Raw genomic sequence first — 20,199 nt, 5'->3', positions numbered from 1 at the left:
TCGCCGTTCCCCAAAACCCCGAGTTCAGGCCCGGCGGATCAGCTCCGCGGGCGTGGACAGGATGAGGTCGCGGGGGGCCAGCTTCTCCAGGAAGGCGGCGAAGCCACCGTCCTTACCCCCGCCCCCTGGCTTACCGCCCCCCGGGCCCGCCCCGTCGCCGGCCGCGTCCGCCTGTCCCGTCTCATGGTAGGCATCGAACAGGTCTTCGTACAGGCGCAAATCCTTCAATATTGCAATCTTCTGCTGCAGCGAGGCCTGGCTGACCAGCGCCAGGTGCAGCAGCACGAGGCCGTTCGGTGTCCAGTTGGGCTCGCGCATCAGGGGCAGCAGCGCCAGGGTCTGGGCGCCGCTGGCCCCGCCCGACAGCACGCCCCGGCCCAGGCGCAGGGCGCGGCGCTTGCCGCCCGTGGCCGGCGCCGGCTGGTCGTGGCGCGAGGCGACGCCTTTGGCCCGCCCGCTGCGCTCCACCGCCTGCAGCAGCGGCGTGCCATCCGCGCCCTCGCCTGCAGGCCCGCCGGCTGGGTGATAGCGCACGCCACCCTCCACCCCGATGACCAGGGTCGACAGGGCGATCAGCAGCTGGCGCTCAGGCTCCGCCAGGTCGGCAGGGGTGGCGCCCAGGTCGGCCAGGGCCGCCAGCAGCAGGGGGCTGATCTCACGGCCGGGGCGAGAGATGCCCACGGTCACGGTCTTGGCTTGGTGGCGGATGGTGTCGATGGGGCGCGACGTCTCTTCGAACACCAGGCGCAGCAGGTCCTGGCCTCGCGTGATGACGACCGTCCGCTCCGGCTTGCCGCCTGGCGTGTCCAGCATGGGCAGGGCGGAGGTCAGCTTGGCCAGGCGGGCGGTGTAGCTGGCGGGCAACGCGGCGTCCAGCTGCCCATCGGCGATGCGGTCGATGATGGCGGCCAGGCTGGTGGCCACCGGCGTCACCGGCCGCTCCGGGTCGGCCAGCGCCTGGTCCAGCACCGCCGACACCTCGCGGAAGGGGCGGGATTCGGCGTCGATGGCCAGGGCGGCGTGGAAACCCCACAGGTGGCCCGCCACCGTGGCCATGATGAAGTCCAGGCCGGCGCCGGCGGAGGGCAGGTGCACCACCGCCTCGGCGTAGGGGGCGAAGCAGGTCTCGCCCTTGGCGGCGAAGACGATGGGCTTGCCGTTGTGCGCCTTGAAGATGGCCACTTCCTTGGCGGTGTCCTGGGCCAGCAGGGGGGCCAGGTCGTTGGCCACCACCAGGGTCAGCGGCTCGGTCGACAGGTCGATGTGCTTCTTGTCCTCGGTGTAATCGACCGGGATGGACTTGTAGCAAAGCTCCGACAGCTTGATGCGGATCTCTTCGGCCGCGACCTTGTTGGCGCCGTTGCCCACCACCGCCCAATAGCGGTTGCGGGGGGCATAGGCCCGGGCGCAGGCGGCAATGGCCCCCTCGTCGTCCAGCACCTCCTGGATGCGCTGGGGCAGGGCCTCCAGCGCCACCATCTCGTCATGGATCTGCTGGGCCGGCAGGGTGCCCAGCGCGTCGGCCAGGCACAGGGCGGTCAGCTTGCCCGCCGCCACTTGGCTGTAGAAGGCCTTGGTGGAGGCGACGGCCATCTCGATGTCGCGGCCGTCGCTGGTGAACAGGTGGCTGTCCGACTTGCGCACCAGGGGGCTGTTGCGGCGGTTGACGATGGCGTGGATCCAGGCGCCGGCGGCGCGGGCGAGGTCCACCGTGCGGTTGGTGTCGGTGGTGGTGCCGCTCTGGCTGATGGCGATGACCAGGGCGTCGTCCAGGCTCTTGCCGTCCAGGTTGGTGGACAGTTCCGAGGCCTTGGCGCTGGTCACCGTCACCGGCGCCTTGTCCAGCGCCAGGCGGATCAGGTGCTCGATGCCCATGGCGGCGATGGCGGCGGTACCCTGGCCCGTCACCAGGATGCGGCGGATGGGCGGCTTGGCCGGATCGGCCAGGCGGGCGCGCAGGCCGGCCCACGGCCCCGTGTCGGTGCCCCCGGCGAGGCTGAGGTCGAAGCTGACGCGCCGGTCCTGGCGGCGGTAGCGGCCCGTCAGGGTCTTGCGCACGCTGGCCGGGGCCTCATGCACCTCCTTCTCGAAGAAGTGGTCGTGGCGGCCGCGGAAGATGTCGCGGGAGAAAATCTCGATGGCGTCGGCCTTCAGGCTGGCCGGGGCGCCGTCGTCCACCGTGCGGGCGGTCAACGCCGGCTCGCCCGCCGCCGTCGACAGGACGACGGCCAGGCCGCCGCGCTCTACCTGCGCCAGGGGAATGGACCGCCGGGCGCGCGGCGCCAGGCCGTAATTCTCAGACGCGACGATCAGGCCATCGTTCACCTCGGCCACGAACAGGCTCTGCCCGCTGCCCTTCTGGCCAAGTTGCAGGCGCTCCGGATCGGTCGGGTGCTGCAGGATGATGGCCATGGACCCGTCCAGCCGCCGGAGGGTAGCCAGGAAACGGTCGGCGTTACCGCCGCCGTTACCCGTCGCGCCCTCCAGACGGAACAGCACGGGAATGACCTTGGTGTCGGTGGTGGTGTCGGTAGGCAAGGCGTGGCCGGTGCCCTCGATGGCGCTTTCGGTCAGGGCCCGGTAATTGTCGATGTCGCCGTTCAGGGCCACCATGGCGTCGGCATCGGCGTCCAGTGCCGTGGCGGCCTTGCCGGTGCCCGTCTCATTCAGCAGCCGGGCGTTCAGCGGATGGCAATTGGGCAGGCTGATGGCGCCGTGCGAGGCCCAGCGGGTGTGGGCGATGGCGCTGAAGCCGTCAGCGTGCCGCGCCACGGCCCACAGCACGGCGTCGGCGCGCATGCGGGCGCGCAGGAAGGCGCCGTTGTCGCCCAGGCGGCCGATCAGGGTGGCCACCTTGTAAGTGAAGCGCACGGTGGTGCGGCCGTCGGGCAGGATGTGCAGCGCCAGGCCCTCGTGCCGGTCGCCCACGGCCAGCCGCTCGGCGGCGCCGGCGCGCAGGGCCGCCGGCAGGTCGTCCAGGGTGTAGCGATGGTCGATGGTGATCTGCAGGGCGATGCCGGCGCTGTCCCGCCCGCGCACCTCCAGCCGGTCCAGATTCTCCAGCACCTGTTCGGCGGCCCAGGCCACCGCATGCTGCGGCCGGGTTGCGGCGGCACCGTCCGGCAGCAGGGCCAGGGTGCGGCCGATGTTGCCCAGAACCTCGGTCCGCAACTGCCAGGAATAGTCGCGCAGGCGCTCGGCCGTGCGCTCCACCGCCACGTCGCGGGCAGCCTCGCCGGACCGGAGCATCGTCTCCAGCGCGTCGATGCGATCGGCCACCGCCGTCAGCAGGGCGGTGGCAGCCGTGTCGGCCACGGCGGCCATGTGGGTGGGAAAGGCCATCAGGTCGGTGAAATGCGCCACCAAATCGTCTAAGGCGGCATCGATGGCGGCGGGCTCGCCCGCCTGGGCCAGCCGGTCGGCCACGGCCTTCAGCCACGAAAGGTCCGCCGTGCGGGTCCAGTTGCGATTACCCAGGAAACCGGCGATGCCGCACATCGTTCACCTCACTCAAGCAAGATCGCAGTCATAGTCCAGGCCGGGGCTGGGGTGGAAGGCTGAAAATGTAACGTTACACGTGGCCTGACTTGGGCGTCCGACTTGGGGAGCCGGCCTGGGGGGCCGGCCCTGCCTTTCCGGCGGATGGCCTCTCGCCGGGCGCGCGGCTATGGTGCCCGCTTCCCGCCAACCCACCCTGGAACCATCGCCCATGATCGTGACCCTCTGGCACAACCCCAAATGCTCCACCTCGCGCCGGGTGCTGGCCGATCTGCAGGCCGGCGGACATGAGGTCCAGGTGGTGGAATACCTGAAGACCCCACCCGACCGCGCCGCCCTGGTCGACATGCTGGCCGCCCTGAAGGCCCGCCCGGCCGACATCCTGCGCCGCCGCGGGAATGATGACCTGCTGGCGGGCGAGCCCGCTGGTGGCTTTGGCGACGAGGCCCTGCTGGACCTCATGGTGAAACACCCCATCCTGATCGAACGCCCCATCGCGCGCAGCCCCAAGGGCGCCGTGCTGTGCCGCCCGGTGGAACGGCTGGCCGAGGTGCTCTGATTTCCCCGTCTGCCAGGATGGCCAAGCCAGCGGATGCTGCCGCCCGGCGATCGAGGGCGTGCCAGTTCAACGCGGGGCGGCGGCCAGCGGCACCGTGAAGCTGACGGTGGTGCCCGCGCCCGGCTGGCTGTCGATGGCCAGGACGCCGCCGTGGCGGGCCACCAGGTCGCGCACCAGGGTCAGGCCCAGGCCGGTGCCGACCTCCCCCAGGGTGCCGGGGCGGCTGTCCTGCGCCTCGCGGCGGTACAGCTGGTCCAGCTGTTCGGGATCCATGCCGATGCCCCGGTCGGACACAGCGATCTCCAGCCGGTCGCCCAGCGCCCGCGAGGTCACCTGGACACCCTGGTTGGGGTGGCTGAACTTGATGGCGTTGGCCAGCAGGTTGCGCAGGATGGCCAGCACCATGGTGCGGTCGGCCAGGATGTGGCGGTCGCCCGAGGCGTCGAGGATGCGGATGCCCTTGGCATCGGCCGTGGGGCCCAGGTCATGGATGGCGGCGGCCACAACCTCGCCCAGCGGCATGACCGACGGGCTGAAGGGCGTGCCCGACATCTGCACCCGCGACCAGTTCAGCAGGTTGTCCAGCAGGGTGTGGGCGGTGACCGCGCTCTGGTGCACCGACGCGGCGAAGTCGGCCACATCGGCCGGTGCCATGCGGGTACCATAGTCTGCCAGTTCCTTGGTCATGCCCAGCAGCACGTTGAAAGGACCGCGCAGATCGTGGGAGATCAGCGAGAAGAAGCGCGTCTTCTCCCGGTTCAGGAAGTCCAGCTCATCATGGGCGGCGCGCAGCTCGGCCAGGGCCTGTTCCGTGGCCGCCCGCGCCTCCCGCTCCGCCGCGGCGGAGCGTTCCTGAGAGCGCACCATGCGCCGCACCACCATGTTGAACAGCAGCACCACCGCCAGCAGCACGCTGGAAAACCCCGCCATGGACCCGGCGGTGTGCATGACCAGTGACCAGGTGAGGGCCGCGCGCGGGGCCACGTGCACCAGGCGCCAGGGGGCGTTGGCCAGGGGGCGGGTGGTGATGAGATAGCCCGCATGCTCGGCCGTGGCCGCTGTTTTGCCCATCACCGCCGCCAGACCGACGGGGGTGGGCCGGCCCTGCTGAAACAGGTCGGCGGGCGGGGTGCCGGCAGCCGATAGCAGGCGATCATCCGATCCCAGCAGCAGCACGGCGCCGCCGGCGGCGGTATTGGCCGTGGGCAGGGCCAGCAGGGCGGGATCCAGGTCGAAGGCCACCACGCCCAGGAAACGCCCCTGGTCATCGATGGGGGCGGCGACAGTGGGCAGCGGCTGGGCTGGCGCCTCATCCCGCGCCGCTCCCTGCGGCGGCGGGGCGGGCGTCTCGGTCCACAGCACGCGGCCGGCGGGGTTGGCGGCCAGGGTGGACAGGCGATAGGCGCTGCGCTCGAAGACACCCGTCATCAGCCCATGGGCATTGTCGGCGGCCCGCCAGGGCGCCACCGCCACCAGGCCGGAGGTGGCGATGAAATAGCCGCGCCCCAGGCCTGGCTGGGTGCGCACGTCCAGCGCCAGTTGCTGGGCCAGGGCCACGGCGGTTGCCACCTCGGCCCGCCAATGGGCGCGGTCGGGGCGCGACAAGCCCTCATGCCGAGCCAGGCCCCGGTTGGACAGGGCCAGCAGGGCGGCGGGCAAGGGGCCGTCCAGCGGATTGGCGTCGGCCGGGCCGACGCGATCCAGCATCGGCACCTCATCCGCGCCGGCCTGATCCACCCTGTCCAGAAAGGCATTCAGTTGCGGGGTGTCGGCAGGCGGGGCCAGCAGCGCCCGCCGGGTCCACTCCCGCAGGCGCTCCACCCGGCCGGAGATGGCGGCCAGCGTGCCGTCCAAGGCAATGGCCTGGGTATCCATGGCTTGGCGGATTTCAGCACGGCGGGCATTCAGGCCCCGGGTAAATTCGGCGTGGACGAACACCAGGGACAGCACGATGCCGGCGGCCAGCGAGATATTGATCAGGCGGCCCGGCCCGATGGATTTCATCCACTCCGCCAGCCGTCTCATAACCCGCCGTCCCGCCATGCCATGCCCAAGGGCGCCCCGCCGCCTTGTTCGTCCCGCCCGGTGGGCCCCCGCCCGTCCCGGCATTGCCCGGAAGAGGGCGGGCCCATCCTTCCGCGACGCTTATCATGGGGGCGCGGGCCTGGCAATTGATGGCCGGCTGCGCGCCAGAAACGGAACGGGCGGGGACCGGAACGGGGCGGTTCGCGCGTGACAGGGTGGGCCCCGTTGACGGTTCGCGCGTGCCCGGCGTCATCAGGACACGCAAGGCGTGCCTTTCCAGCTTGGATAGGGCATGGTTGCGCCAGCCACGGGTTAGCGGACGGATGATGGGTGTACGGAGACAGGGCGCGGGACGTGACGGGATGGGCTGCCGCCTACGGGCGGTGCTGGCCGTCCTGCTGTTCCTTGCGTTCGCGCCACTGGCACCCGTGGCGGCCCGCGCGGACACGGTTACGGCGAACACGGTGACGGTGGATGGCCCGGACTTGTCCCTTGGCGGCCATCTGGAGTTGCTGGAGGACAAGGGGCGGGACCTGACCCTGGCCGACGTCACGTCGGGCCCAGCGGCCACCCGCTTCACCCCGGCCACCCGCGATACGCCCGGTTTCGCCCGCACCCATTCCGCCTATTGGGCGCGCATCACTCTGGACAACCCGACCGATGGCACGATCGACCGGCTGCTGGTCTTCGCCTATCCCTATTACCGCAGCCTGGATCTCTACGTGTTTTCCGGCGATGGACAGATCCCGGTGGCGCAGCGGCACGTGGCCGAGGGGGCTGCGGCGCGGGGTACCGACATTCCCCACCGCTACCCTGTTTTCACCTTGGCCCTGCCGCCGGGGCGCACGGTGCTGTACATGCGGGTGGAGCACTACTTCGCCTCCTTCGCGCTCTATCTGCGCAGCAGCGACGCCCAGGCCCAGGTGGACCGCCGCGACATCCTGCTGCACGGCCTGACCTTCGGCGTCCTCATCATCGCCGCCGCCTATCAGTTCGCCCTGGTGGTGATGGCGGGGGTGGAGGTAGGGGTGACCCTGCTGTTCTATGCCCTGATCACCCTGGCCTACATCTACGGCCAGCTGGGCTATCCCTGGGAACACCTGCCGGCCGACTTGGCCAGTCATTATTACCGCGAGGTGGTTGGCACCCTGCCCGTGGCCGTGGGCCAGATCTTCGCCGTGCAGTTCCTGGATCTGAGGCGGCGCCAGCCCTGGATCGCCCGGCTGCTGCTGCTGTCCACCGGCCTGCTGGTCCTGGATACGCCCCTGCATTACCTGGACCCGGCGCGGGGCTCGGGCATCGCGCAGGCGCTGGCGCTGCTGGGCTCGGCCCTGACGCTGACGGCGGCGGTGCGCGACCTGCGGCGTTCCGTCAACGCCCGCTTCTTCCTGCTGGGCTTCCTGCCCATCGTGGGTGTGGCGGTCGTTTGGTCGCTACGCGCCAGCGGCGTCCTGCCGGCCGCCATCTGGACCGAGGCGGCGCTCTACGCCCCCAACGCCATCGGCCTGGTGCTGCTGACCTTCGGCGTCGCCTACCGCATCGGCAAGGAGCGGGAGGAGCGCGAGCGGGCGCTGGAGGCCAGTGAGGCCGCCCTGCGCCGCGCCAATGACGAGCTGGAGGACCGCGTGCGCACCCGCACGGCGGAACTGAGCGACAGCCTGGAAAAGCTGAAGCGGTCGCAGGATGCGCTGGTGCAGGCGGAAAAGCTGGCCTCGTTGGGCCAGCTGGTGGCCGGTGTGGCGCATGAGATCAACACCCCCATCGGCGTGACCCTGACCACCGCCTCCCACGTTTCGGAACGGGTCACTGCCATCGATCACCTGGTGCGCGACGGCCGTTTGCGCCGCAGCGATTTGACTGACTTCATGGGCGAGCTGGCGGAATCCTCCCGCCTCATGCTGTCCAACATCGGCCGGGCCGCCAGCCTGATCCAGAGCTTCAAGCAGGTGTCGGCCGACCAGAGCTCGGAGGAGCGGCGGCGGGTGGAGCTGTGCGCCTACATGGAGGAGGTGCTGTCCAGCCTGGGCCCCAACCTGCGCCGCAGCGGGCACACGGCGGAGGTCGTCTGCCATGGCCCGGTGGAACTGGAGACCTATCCCGGCCTGCTGGCCCAGGTGCTGACCAACTTCGTCTCCAACTCCATCCTCCATGCCTATGAGCCGGGCGTGCGCGGGCGCATCACCATCACCGCCCGCCGCCTGCCGCCGGGGGAGGGCCCGGGAGCCCAGGGGGACGGGCACGCCGGCGGGGCGGAGGTGGTGTACCAGGATGACGGCCGGGGCATCCCAGCGGCCATCCTGCCGCGCATCTTCGACCCCTTCTTCACCACGCGTCGCGGGGCGGGCGGTACGGGTCTGGGCCTCAACATCGTCTACAACCTGGTGACCCACCGCCTGAAGGGCACGGTCACGGCGGCCAGCGAGGCCGGGGCCGGCACCCGCTTCACCCTGGTCCTGCCCGACCTGCGGGGCCGCGACCTGGAGATCGATGACCTGACCGCCCGCGGGGATGCCCGCGGGGATGAGAGGGCGGCGGACGCAGGGGGTCGACCCCATACACCGGATACCCTGGTGGCGACGGGGTTGGCGCGCTAAGCTGAAGCGTCTGGTCCTTACAGGGATATCGCCCCATGCGCATGAAGAAGGAGGTCAACCACGGCGCTCTGCTGCGTGAGCTGGCGGGATCGCTGTCGTCCACGGTGACCTCTTTCGAGCAGATGTCCGGCCGCCCCGCCCAGTCCTTCCCGGACTACAAGAAGGCGCGCGCCGTCTATCACGAAATCCAGGCCATGATCTTCACCATCGGCGACAAGGCCGAGAGCCGTCCCAACGACGCGCCGCGTGAACTGAAGTCCTGGCTCATCCGCATGCGACTGCGGTCCATCGCGGCCTTCACCCGCGTCAGCCTGGCCTTCTTCCGCAATCCGCCGCAGCTGCTGGTCCACGCGCTGGGCGCCTATGAGATCCTGCAGCATGAGCGCGAGGCCTTCACCAAGGTGCTGGCCGACTACGACATGATGCTGTTCGAGGCCGGTATCGACGACAAGACGGCGGACGAGCTGGACCGTGTGCGCGTGAACATGGAAGAGGTGGTGGAGCGGCTGGAGAACCTGCTGAAGACGGCGCCGCCGCAACTGACCGTCTTTTAAAACGACTTTTATTGGGCAAGCAAAAGCGCCAGGGGGAAGGCCAAGAGAAGCGATTGCCGCGACCGGCTGTTGTCGCGGCCGCATCGGTCAAAAAATTTCATGAGGAGCGGCGGACGGAATCCCGCCTTAAGCCTTGATCTCACCTGGCAATTGCTTTCTTGTCGCACCTAACGGCCGTGCTGTGGCCGCGGGTCCCTGGGGCATCGGAAATGGGGGCCCGGCAACACGCCTCGTCACAAGAGGCTAAGGGAGATGTGCCCATGGAACATGTGAAAAAGCCCTGGTATTCGGTCCTCTACTTCCAAGTCATCATCGCCATCATCCTGGGCATCATCGTCGGCAGCATCTGGCCCAATTTCGGCGCCTCGCTGAAGCCGCTGGGCGACGGGTTCATCAAGCTGGTCAAGATGATGATCGCGCCGGTCATCTTCTGCACCGTGGTCAGCGGCATCTCCGCCATGACCGACATGAAGAAGGTCGGCCGCGTAGGCGGCAAGGCCCTGATCTATTTCGAGGTCATCTCCACCTTCGCGCTGGTCATCGGCCTTCTGGTGGGCGAGGTGGTGCGGCCAGGCAACGGCATGAACGTCGACCCCCACACCCTGGACGCCAAGGCGGTGTCGACCTATGTCGACAAGGCCGCCAAGGACACCGTGGCCGACCACATCCTGGGCATCATCCCCGACACCTATCTGGGTGCGCTGGGCGGCGGCGACCTGCTGCAGGTCCTGCTGATCGCCATCCTGACCGGGTTCGCCATCGCCCACCTGGGCGACTACGGCAAGCCGGCCACGGTGGTCATCGAGCGCATGTCGAAGATTTTCTTCCGCATCATCCACATGGTGGTGCGTCTGGCCCCCATCGGCGCTTTCGGCGCCATGGCCTTCACCATCGGCAAGTACGGCATCGCCGCGCTCATCAACCTGGGCATGCTGATCGGCAGCTTCTACCTGACCAGCCTGCTGTTCGTGCTGGTGGTGCTGGGCATCGTCGGCTGGATCTGCGGCTTCTCCATCCTGCGCTTCATCAACTACATCAAGGCCGAGCTGCTGATCGTCCTGGGCACCTCCTCCTCCGAGACGGTGCTGCCCCAGATGATGGAGAAGATGGAACGCCTGGGCTGCGCCCGCCCCGTGGTGGGCCTGGTCATCCCCTCGGGCTACAGCTTCAACCTGGACGGCACCAACATCTACATGACCCTGGCCACCCTGTTCTTGGCCCAGGCGACCAACACCCACCTGACCTTCGGGCATTTGGTCACCATCCTGCTGGTGGCCATGCTGACGTCCAAGGGTGCGAGCGGCGTCACCGGCGCCGGCTTCATCACCTTGGCGGCCACGCTGGCCGTGGTGCCGGACATTCCCATCGCTTCGCTGACCCTGCTCATCGGCATCGACCGCTTCATGAGCGAATGCCGCGCCCTGACCAATCTGGTGGGCAATGGCGTGGCCACCATCGCCGTAAGCAAGTGGGAAAAGGAACTGGATACCGAGGTCCTGCACCGGGAATTGGCGAACGGACCGAGCGCCGCCTGAGCCTTGGAATTCAGCCGGCCCGACTTCAGCCCGGCCGATAGCAAGACAGCATGCCATGAAACGCGACAGGCCCCGGATCGTCCGATCCGGGGCCTGTTCGCTTTCGGGACTCAGGTCCTCACGCAGCTTTCCGTGCCGATGTTCCCGCCCTTGTAGGCGTCTTCGTAATAGAACTTGTCGAAGCGCACCTTGCCGTCCTTGGTCCGGCTCACTTTGGCGATGCCGGTGCCGTAGTCCTGGGTGGCCGGGTCCTCGTGCGCGAAGGTGATGGCCAGGGCGTCGCCATCGGCGGTGGCGACGCCGCGATAGGTGCCGTAGCCCGGCACCTCCATCCTGAAATGATAGCCGGCGCGATTCCCGTGGGATTGCGCCCTGTCCATCTCCAGCGTCACGGTGGAGGTGTAGGCGCCCTCATGCCCATCCACGCCGGTGCAGGCGTAGGTGCCGCTGAGGTCGCGGCCGGTGAAGGGGGCCGGTGCCGGTTGCGCGACGGCCGTGGACGCGATGGTGAAGATTATGGCGGTTGACATCGCCAGACGCACGCGCATGAGCTTGGGTTCCCCTCAAGGTCTTCCGAGGGGTGTTTGTCTCATGTCGGCAAATAGGGGAACAACCCCGTCCTTAGACCCATGGCGTCACGCGCCCGCCGTTACGCCCACTGGCGGACGCGGCCGGTGTCGACGTGGACGAAGTTGGACTTGGGATAGTAGCCGACGCCGCCCTGCTTCAGCTCCACCGCCACTTGGCGGATGCGGGCCAGGGGCTTGCTGGCCAGGTCCAGGTCGATGGCCTTGCCTTCCATGTGCATGCTGTGGCTGGCCACCCCTTCGGAGTTGGCCGCCAGCATGGCATTGGTCTTGGGGCAGCGATAGCCGCAGATGACCTGGATGGTCTCGTTGGTGTGCAGGCGGTGCTGCATCTGGAACATCAGATCCAGCAGCTTGGGATCCATGGCGATGGTCTGGTTGGTCCGCCAGTCGCGCAGGATGGAATTCACGTCGTGCAGGGCGGTCGGCAGGTACTTGCCGTCGGCCCAGTAGGTGACCTTCAGCTTCTCGCCGGTGTGCAGGTGGTTGAAGGCCAGGACGCGGCGGTTGTCCGACAGCGGCCGGGTGGCGGCGCGGGCGTTGGACCAGTCGCCATGCATCAGGTTGCCGTGGGCGGCGCTGTGGCCGTGGCTGGCGCCGCTGTGGTGCTTGGTGGCGGCCTTGGCCAGCGCCGGCAGGGGGCTGGCGATACCACCCACCAGGGCGGCGCCGGTGGCCAGCTTGGCGAAGCCGGCCAGCAGGCCGCGCCGGGTCGGGGCCGGAGCGGAAGAGGCAACCAGGGACGCATCAGAGGCACTGGGGGCGTCGCAGGCAATAGTAAGCAAACGCGCCGCGGCGTGCCGTTCGTCCATTCCGGATGTCCCCATCTGTCTTGCCACAGCCCCGCGTCACCAGCAGGGCAGGGCTGCAGTCTGTGACAACGGGGTGTGAATAAGCAAGCCCCAAATGAGGCAAAAATTTGATGAACGTGTGACCGCTACCGTGCGTCGGCCTGGGCATCCGCCTTTGCAACCGCTTCCGAAACGGTCACAATTGGGCGGGCGGCCCCCATTCGTCAGCGCGCCGGGTTGGCATTCGCCGGGGCGGGGGTGGTGGCTGGCACCGGTGCCGCGGCCGGTGCCGGTGTAGCGCCCGTGCGTGCGCCCTGGACCGAAGGCTTTGGAGTCTCAGGCGCTTTCGGCGCGTCGCCCGACGCGGCCGGCACCGTGTTCGGCGCGGCGTTGGGCGCGCTCCCGGGCGTGGGGGCGGCGGCCGGCACGGCGGCGGGCACCACCGGCTTGCGCGGCCGGGGACCGTTCAGGGCGGCCAGCACGCGGGCGTCGCGGCCATAGACGTCGGTGCGGAAATCGATGCCGCCGTCCGGGTCGGTCACCGTGGTGATGTAGGTGATGTGCACCGGCAGGCGATTCTTCAGGCGAATCGTCTGGTGCTTCAGGCTGTCGCCCCCGATCTCCGCCCGCAGCTTCTCCTCCGGCCAGCCGGGGGTATCGGTCAGGGCCAGGATGGCCAACGCCAGATTGGGCGGGTCCTGCACCCGGATGCAGCCGTGGCTGAAGGACCGCACCGCCCGGTCGAACAGCCGCTTGGACGGCGTGTCGTGCAGGTAGATGTCGAACTTGTTGGGGAACATGAACTTGATGCGGCCCAGCGAATTGTCGTTGCCCGCGTCCTGCCGCACCCGCCAGTGGAAGTTGCGCTCCGTCACGGTCGCCCAGTTGATGCTGCTGGGGTCCACCGGCACGGCGTTGGATGTCCAGTCCGACAGCAGCGTGTAGTGGTTCTTGACGACGTAGCTGTGGTCCTTCTTCTGCTTGGGCAGAATCTCTTCCTTGGCGATCTTGGTCGGCACGTACCAGTAGGGGTTCAGCTCCATATAGCTCATGTTGCCGATGAACACGGGCGTGCGGGTGAAGGGCGCGCCCACCACCACGCGCATGGTCATCTGCACGTCCATGCCGCGCATCAGCGACAGGGTATAGTCGGCCAGGTTGACCACCAGATAGGGCTGGTCCGCCGGCTCCCGCTCCCACCGCCAGCGTTCCATGTTGACGATGATCTGGTTGATGCGCTGATCCACGGTGGCGTTCAGTTCCACCAGGGTGCGCTTGCCGATGGCGCCGTCCGGTTCCTGTCCCTGGCGGCGCTGGAATTCCTTCACGGCCGTGGCCAGGGCGTCGTCGTACAGTTCCGGATTGGTGCCCTTGGGCAGCGGGACGGGCAGGGGCTTGGCCTCACCGGTGGCCACTAGGCGGGCGCGCAGGGCCGGCACGCGCGGGTCGATCATGCCGGGCTTCAGCGCATCGCTGGTCTTTTCCGGCTTGGGCGCAGGCGCCGTGGGATTGGCGGGATCGGCCGGCGGTGGCGGCGGGGCCGGGGGCGCCTTGGGCGCCGGCGGGATGGTGGGCCAGCCACCGGCGGCCTTCATCTGCCGATAGTGGGCCAGCGCGGCCTTCAGCGCCGCGTATTCCGGCCGGTGCGGCGCCAGGCCGCTCAGCAGGGTGCCCAGGTCCGTGGCGGAGGCGACGCCGCCCAGGAACTGCGCCCGGTCGAAGGGCGGCCGGTCGATGACCAGTTCCGGGTCGGCCAGGGTGGGGATGATGCGGCCCACCGACACGTCGCTGGCATAATGCACCAGGCCCAGGGTCAGGTTGGTTTCGAATGCGGCCTGCGCCTCGGGGCTGTCCAGATGGCCCTGCTGCGCCGTCAGGCTGGCGGGCGCGTAGTCGTTGGGGTTCAGCCCATCCTCATCGGCATGACCCAGGACGGTCAGGACGGTGCGGGCGGCGGCGTTGGCCTCGCCGTGTTCCACCCACAAGGGCTTCAGGCCCCGGCCCCGGTAGAACCGCGCCAGCACGGTCTGGTCGCTATCGTCCGGCGTCGCCTCACCCTGCGCCACCGGGAAGCGGTCCTTCATGAGGTCCGCGAGGTCGCGCGCCTGGGCGCCTCCCTGGACGCCCAAAGGAAGCAGGAACAGCACGGTGGCCAGTAGCGCGGCGGTGGAGGCGTTGCGGCGCCGCATCCCGGTCCGCGCCCCATTCCGATCATTCGGGGCGACAGCCCCCATCGACAACCCCATGCAAACCCCGCCTGGCTCACGCCCTTGGACCCCCGGGACGTCCCGGGGGAAACCCATATCAACGACGGCAAGGGTGCCCCCCTGTGCAGCCGCATCCCGACCTGCCAACGATAACAGCCGCATCGTTCGATCGGTTGCGGACTATGCCAGCAGTTAGCGGCAAGAAAAGGGCGAAACCGTTCCATGCGGCGCGGGGCGCCCTTGACACCCACCGGCCGTTGCAAAAACGCCATGCCCCGCATCGGTTTCCCGGGCGGGGCATGAACAGGGTGTAAATAAATGAGGCGATTGACCCTTTAGGCCAGCCCCTTCTCCACGAACGTCGCCAGGCGGCGGCCGAAAGCCACCGGATCCGGCAGCGGCTCGCCCTCCAGGATTCGCGCCTGGTCCAGCAGCAGCCAGGCTGCATCCGCCAGGGCCTCACCCTGGGCGCCGCTGGCGCCATTGGCCTTGGCCAGGTCCGCCAGGCGGCGGATCAAAGGGTGGGTGGGGTTGACTTCCAGGATGCGCTTGGATGTCTCATCCAGGCGCCGGTGGGCCTTCAGCATACGCTCCAGGTGGATGTCCATGTCGCCCTCGTCCGCCACCAGGCAGACAGCACTTTCGCGCAGGCGTTCGGAGGTGCGCACGTCCTTGACCGCGTCGCCCAGGGTCAGCTTGGCCAGCGCCACCAGATCGGCCACGCTGTCCTCCGGCGCCTTGGGCTCCTCCGCCTTGTCCTCAGCCGTAACATTGGCTAGGTCGGCGCCGCCGCGGGTGACGGACTTGAAGGCGTGGTCCTTGTACTGGGTGACGGACTGCAGCCAGAACTCGTCCACCGCGTCGGTCAGGAACAGCACCTCCACCCCCTTGGCGCGGAAGCCTTCCAGGTGCGGGCTGCGGGCCAATGCCGCCTTGTCCTCGCCGGTGATGTAGTAGATGGCGTCCTGGCCCGGCTTCATACGGCCGACATAGTCTTCCAGGCTCACCAGCTCATCGCCGTGGGTGCTCCCATGGGTACTGTATGCGCGCAGCAGCTTCAGCAGGGTGTCGCGCTGCTCCCGCTCCTCATACAGGCCTTCCTTCAGCACGGCGCCGAAGTTTTCCCAGAAGCGCGCGTAGTCCGCCTTGGAGTCGGCGTCGTCGGCTTTGCGGGCCAGATCGCCCAGCACGCGCTTGGCGATGCCGGTGCGCATCTTGGCCAGCATGGGGTTGTGCTGCAGCATCTCGCGGCTGACGTTCAGCGGCAAATCCTCGCTGTCCACCACGCCGCGCAGGAAGCGCAGGTAGGCCGGGATCAGACCTTCCGGACCCTCGGTGATGAAGACGCGGCGGACGTACAGCTTCACCCGGTGCTTGCGCTCCGGCTCGAACAGGTCGAAAGGCTTGGCCTCGGGAATGAACAGCAGGTTGGTGTATTCCAGCACGCCTTCCGCCCGCCAATGCAGGGTCAGCCAGGGATCGTCGAAGGCGTGGCCGACGTGATGATAGAATTCCTTGTACTGCTCGGCCGTGATCTCGCTCTTGGGCCGGGTCCACAGGGCGGAGGCGGCGTTGGCCGGCTTTTCGTCATCGCCCACCAGCACCGGGATGCTGATGTGGTCGCTGTACTTCTTGACGATGCTCTGCAGGCGGTAGGTCTGGAGGTAGTCGTCCTCGCCGTCGCGCAGGTGCAGCACGATGCGGCTGCCGCGCGCCGGGGCATCGTCGCTCTCGCCCACGGTGAACGAGCCCTTGCCGTCCGAGGTCCAGCGCCAGCCCTGGGTTTCACCGGCCTTGCGCGAATAGACCTCGACCTCGCCCGCCACCATGAAGGCGGAATAGAAGCCCACGCCGAACTGGCCGATCAGCGACACGTCCTTCTCGCCGTCCTTCTTGGCCTCGGCCTTCTGGGACAGGGCGGCCATGAAGTTCGCGGTGCCGGAGCGGGCGATGGTGCCCAGGTTTTCCACCAGGTCGTCCCGGTTCATGCCGATGCCGTTGTCGGCGATGGTCAGGGTGCGGGCGGCCGTGTCCGGCGTCAGGGTGATGCGGAAGTTGGCGTCCCCGGCCGTCAGTTCCGGCTGGGTCAGGGAGGCGTAGCGCAGCTTGTCGCAGGCGTCCGAGGCGTTGGAGATCAGCTCCCGCAGGAAGACCTCCTTTTCCGAATAGAGCGAATGCGCGACGATATCCAGCAGCCGGGAAACTTCGGCTTGGAAGCTGAGTTTTTCCTCACTCATGGGCGTGTTCCGTCCTTCTTTCTGGGCGGCCCTGTCGTGGCGCCGCCGACGTGGTGAACCTGGCTCCGACGCGCCGCCCATTAGCGGGCCGGCCGTCGCGCCCCGATATGAGGGGCGGGCGCGACGGACGCAAGCCCCTCCGTTGGGGCAGGGCCTGAATTCGGCATGACCGCGACAGGGGCAAGGGGTACGGGGGCAGGGTGATGGCATGGTTCGGAAAATCCGGCGCCAGCGGCGGCGGCGCGGTGGTCGATCTGGTGGCCCGCCGGGATGAGCGCGAGGCCCTGGTGGCAACCATCGCCCGGCGCATGCGGGCAGACCGGCCCCTGGGCCTGCCGGCCTTGAGCCCGCGCGTGGCCGCCGCCCTGATGGGCACGCCGCGTGAACTGTTCACCCCGGCGGACCAGGCCCCTTACGCCTATCATGACCAGGTGCTGCCCCTGGCGGCGGGCCAGACCCTGTCCCAGCCCTCCCTCGTGGCGCTGATGACGGAACTGCTGGACGTCCACCCGGGCGACCGGGTGCTGGAGGTTGGCGTCGGTTCCGGCTACCAGACGGCGCTGTTGGCCCACCTGGGCGCCACGGTCTTCGGGCTGGAGGTCATCGCCGATCTGGCGCAGGCGGCGGAGCGGCGGCTGGCGGCCCTGGGGATCAGGAACGTCACCTTGCGCATCGGCGACGGCCATGGCGGCTGGCCCGAGGCGGCGCCGTTCGATGCCATCTTGGCCGCCTGCGCCACGCCTGCCGTGCCGCCGGCCCTGGTGAACCAACTGCGGCCGGGTGGGCGCCTGTTGCTGCCGGTGGGGCCGGCAAGGGGCGCGCAGCAATTGTGCCTGGTGGAAAAGGGACGGGACGGCCAGGTGCGGGAGCGGCCGCTGCTGGCGGTCGCCTTCGTTCCCATGGTTGAGGGTTAGGGTGTTACGCGCAGGCGGCGCAGGCCGCCGAAGCCGGACACAGCCTTGCCGAACTTGCCCGCCAGGGCCAGCGTCAGGATGAAGGGCCACAGGTTCAGGCGGATGAAGCGCGACACCCGCTGCGGCAGGCTGGCCGAGGCCATCTGCTCCGCCTCGCGGATGGCCTGTTGCACCTCCGGCGGGGTTTGGTGGCGGGTTTCCTGGATCGACTGCAGCAGGTCGATGTGGCGCTGCTTGGCGGTGGCATCGGTGGGCCGGGTGGCGCAGAAGGACAGCAGGGTGAACAGCTCCTTCGCGAACTCCCCCTCCGAGCCTAGCAGCTTTTCCACCGCGGCGTATTTCTCCGTCGGCACGGCGGACAGGATGCGGTCATGGCTGGTACCGATCGCCTCCGCCAGGGCGGCGGTTTCCAGGGCGGAGGCCTCGTTGCGTTCCACCGCCAGCAGCCGCTGCTTCACCAGGGCGTAATCGTCCGTGCCCACGCCGCTGTTCAGCGCCAGATGGTCCACCAGCTGGTAGGCCCGCTGGCAGAAGTCCTCTTCCTTGCGCGCGCGGTCGGCGGGAACCGCCATGGTGCCGGCGTCGAACTGCTGGAAGTCGCGCTTGATGAAGCTGGCGTGGCTGGTGTGGGGGGCGCAATCCAGGCTGGGCGCCTGGCGGCACAGTTCGCCCAAATCCTGCTCTGCCTTCAGCGCCTCATAGCTTGCCCGCCAGTGGTCGGGGGAGGAGGCGGGCAGCACCGGTATGGCGGGCACGCCCGTGCCGGCGCTGGGAAAGGCCGAGGCCCAGTGCCGCTCGATCTCCCGCTCCTTCTCCTGGATGCGCAGCATGGCACGGTTCAGGTCTTCCGACACGAACAGCAGGATCACGCCGAAGACGCTGAGGGAATAGTAGACGATATCGATCCACTTCCAGACGGGATGGTCATGGAAGAAAATTCCGCAGCCCAGCGCGAACAGGAACGAGCTCACCGCCACGACGACGATGGAAATATCGATTTCCGCCACTTCGCTTCTTTCTTTTGGGCGCCGCCCAGCCCTTCCGGGGGCTTTGCCCGGGCCGGCGCCTGTCCCCCTTCGGGCTGGACAGGAGTTATGAAAGCGGTGCCTTGAAAGGGAAGTGTATTTTTTATGTCATTCGGGGAGCGCCCCGCAACCTGGGGGCGTCCTCAGGGAAGCTTGGCCAAGCCAGTCATCAGCAGGGTGACGTCGCTGCCGTTGAGCTTCACATGGCCATCGGGTCGGAAATCCAGGCTGAAGCGGCGGCCCTGGCTTTCGGGCGCCCCCATCGACTGCAGGGCGAAGAAGCCCAGCATGGCGCCGTTGCCCACGCCATTGGCCGGCAGGTGGTCCAGGCCGCGCATCAGCAGTGACAGGGTGCCGGTCAGGCCGCGCGGGTTGGCGGCGTCGAACACCAGGGCGGCGTTGCCCACCAGGGCCGCGTCGGGCGCCTGGAAGTCCAGCTTGTCGATGGTCAGATGGCTGCCGGCTTGGCCCAGGGCGGTCAGCGTGCGGTCCTTGATGGCGCGGTTACGATGCTTGGCATCGGGCGGCAGGGTGGTCCAGTCGGCCTCCGCCAGGGTGCGCGCCGGCAGATCGCTGATCTTCAGGTGCAGATCGCCCTTTTCCGGGATGGGGTCGGCCTGGCCGTTGACGGTCGGCTTGACCAGGCCCCGGTGGCTATAGTCTAGGGACAGCACGCCGTGATCGCCGTCCATGTTGTCGGCGGTGACGGTGGCGTTCAGGGTCTTCAGGGAATAGGGATGGCCCTCGTCGTCGTGGCTGGCATAGCCGTCCAGGCTGAGGGTGCCCTTCATGCGCGACAGCACGGCGCCGGCGGGGCCGGGATCCGTGCCGCCGCCCACGCGCAGCAGCGCACCTTGGGCCATGTTGAAGTCCGTGACGTCGATGGCCAGCAGACCGCGCAGCAGCCGGGTTTCCTCCGCACCTTCCGGCGTCCTGGTCTCCAGCTTGTTCACCTCCATCCGCAGCGGGCCGCTCCACCGCCCACGCGCCTCGTCCTCCGGCATGAAGCGCACGGTCAGGGCGTCCATGGACACGGCGCCGTGGCCGGGGCGGGGGATGAAACGGATGTCGCCCGCCTTGGCGTCCAGCAGATCCACCGTCTGGAAGTCGGGGGTCCAGCGGGCATGCAGGCTCTGGCTGCCCAGGCGCACTTCGCCGATGCGCATGCCCTGGCCGTCGAACACGCCCATGGGGCTGGGCAGGGCACCGGTGGCGTCCCAGTGGCCGTCGGCCGTGGGGGTGACCGCCAGCACCAGGGTGCCCAGGTCCAGCACGCTGTCGTCGCCCAGGTGCAGCTGCGCGCCCGGCAGGCTCAGGCGGTAATGATCCCCCTCGCGCGTGGCGCTGGCGTGGCCGTTCAGGGTCAGGCGCAGGCTGCCGTCCTTGTGCGGGTTGGCGGGCTTGGTCAGCTGCTGTTCGGCCAGCCGGGCCAGCTTGTCGGCACCTTCCTGCGTCACGGGCGCCGCCAGGGCGGACGTGCCCAGCAGCAGGGGGATCAGCGTCAGGACGGCGAGACGGGGGCGGACGGGCATGGACGGGCCTTCAAGGGGACGGTGTTGCGCCTAGGTGATACGGGAGTATTGGCCGGAATCAAGCGGCGTGCCTGTCGGGCCGGTACCCTATATAAGGATGGCCCCACATTATGTCCGCATTGGGGGCGGGGTTTTTCCAGG

At 68.7% G+C, this 20,199-nt stretch carries 13 protein-coding genes; 5 read left to right on the top strand and 8 right to left on the bottom strand.

Annotated elements, in window-relative coordinates; all coding sequences use genetic code 11:
- Positions 1-24 precede the first annotated feature (24 nt).
- Positions 25-3,498: an SIS domain-containing protein gene (locus tag P5F91_RS06160; protein WP_277906809.1), complete on the bottom strand. Its 3,474-nt coding sequence runs from the start codon at positions 3,496-3,498 to the stop codon at positions 25-27.
- 211 nt (positions 3,499-3,709) lie between these two features.
- On the opposite strand from P5F91_RS06160, the gene P5F91_RS06155 reads away from it, so the two are divergent.
- A complete protein-coding gene (locus P5F91_RS06155; protein ID WP_145611056.1) occupies positions 3,710-4,057 on the top strand; it encodes an arsenate reductase family protein in 348 nt (115 codons plus the stop codon).
- 66 nt (positions 4,058-4,123) lie between these two features.
- On the opposite strand, the gene P5F91_RS06150 is transcribed toward P5F91_RS06155, so the two are convergent.
- Entirely contained in the window at positions 4,124-6,082 is a 1,959-nt protein-coding gene (locus tag P5F91_RS06150) for a sensor histidine kinase (protein ID WP_145611057.1), read from the bottom strand.
- Positions 6,083-6,444: 362 nt separating this feature from the next.
- Here P5F91_RS06150 and P5F91_RS06145 point away from each other — a divergent pair, with 362 nt between their 5' ends.
- The 3 genes from P5F91_RS06145 to P5F91_RS06135 all read left to right on the top strand — a co-directional run bounded on the left by P5F91_RS06145 (position 6,445) and on the right by P5F91_RS06135 (position 10,765).
- On the top strand, positions 6,445-8,676 hold the full coding sequence (locus tag P5F91_RS06145) for a sensor histidine kinase (protein WP_186454762.1): 2,232 nt from the start codon (positions 6,445-6,447) through the stop codon (positions 8,674-8,676).
- A gap of 35 nt (positions 8,677-8,711) precedes the next feature.
- Positions 8,712-9,230, top strand: a complete 519-nt coding sequence (locus tag P5F91_RS06140) for a hypothetical protein (protein ID WP_004273874.1) — start codon at positions 8,712-8,714, stop codon at positions 9,228-9,230.
- A 260-nt stretch (positions 9,231-9,490) separates the two neighbouring features.
- The gene (locus P5F91_RS06135; protein WP_145611060.1) at positions 9,491-10,765 is read left to right on the top strand and encodes a dicarboxylate/amino acid:cation symporter; all 1,275 of its coding nucleotides are present in this window, start codon (positions 9,491-9,493) and stop codon (positions 10,763-10,765) included.
- A 110-nt stretch (positions 10,766-10,875) separates the two neighbouring features.
- Here P5F91_RS06135 and P5F91_RS06130 read toward each other — a convergent pair whose 3' ends face one another.
- The 4 genes from P5F91_RS06130 to htpG all read right to left on the bottom strand — a co-directional run bounded on the left by P5F91_RS06130 (position 10,876) and on the right by htpG (position 16,587).
- Positions 10,876-11,313, bottom strand: a complete 438-nt coding sequence (locus tag P5F91_RS06130; RefSeq protein ID WP_277906808.1) for a hypothetical protein — start codon at positions 11,311-11,313, stop codon at positions 10,876-10,878.
- Positions 11,314-11,414: 101 nt separating this feature from the next.
- A complete protein-coding gene (gene mepK / locus P5F91_RS06125; RefSeq protein WP_246134408.1) occupies positions 11,415-12,164 on the bottom strand; it encodes a peptidoglycan L,D-endopeptidase MepK in 750 nt (249 codons plus the stop codon).
- Between the two features lie 203 nt (positions 12,165-12,367).
- A complete protein-coding gene (locus tag P5F91_RS06120) occupies positions 12,368-14,332 on the bottom strand; it encodes a L,D-transpeptidase family protein (RefSeq protein ID WP_277906807.1) in 1,965 nt (654 codons plus the stop codon).
- A gap of 353 nt (positions 14,333-14,685) precedes the next feature.
- Positions 14,686-16,587, bottom strand: a complete 1,902-nt coding sequence (gene htpG / locus P5F91_RS06115; protein ID WP_145611062.1) for a molecular chaperone HtpG — start codon at positions 16,585-16,587, stop codon at positions 14,686-14,688.
- 203 nt (positions 16,588-16,790) lie between these two features.
- On the opposite strand from htpG, the gene P5F91_RS06110 reads away from it, so the two are divergent.
- A complete protein-coding gene (locus P5F91_RS06110; protein WP_211106947.1) occupies positions 16,791-17,501 on the top strand; it encodes a protein-L-isoaspartate(D-aspartate) O-methyltransferase in 711 nt (236 codons plus the stop codon).
- Here the strand turns inward: P5F91_RS06110 and P5F91_RS06105 are convergent.
- Complete coding sequence (locus P5F91_RS06105) at positions 17,498-18,508, bottom strand: hypothetical protein (protein ID WP_277906806.1); 1,011 nt, start codon at positions 18,506-18,508, stop codon at positions 17,498-17,500. The genes P5F91_RS06110 and P5F91_RS06105 overlap by 4 nt on opposite strands.
- Before the next feature lie 161 nt (positions 18,509-18,669).
- Positions 18,670-20,058, bottom strand: a complete 1,389-nt coding sequence (locus P5F91_RS06100) for a DUF2125 domain-containing protein (protein WP_145611064.1) — start codon at positions 20,056-20,058, stop codon at positions 18,670-18,672.
- Between the last annotated feature and the right edge of the window lie 141 nt (positions 20,059-20,199).

It is taken from the genome of Nitrospirillum amazonense (genome assembly GCF_029594735.1).
In the GTDB taxonomy this organism is placed as follows: domain Bacteria; phylum Pseudomonadota; class Alphaproteobacteria; order Azospirillales; family Azospirillaceae; genus Nitrospirillum; species Nitrospirillum amazonense.
The sequence above is the reverse complement of the archived record's forward strand: the minus strand, read 5'-3'. Positions and strand labels throughout refer to the sequence as shown.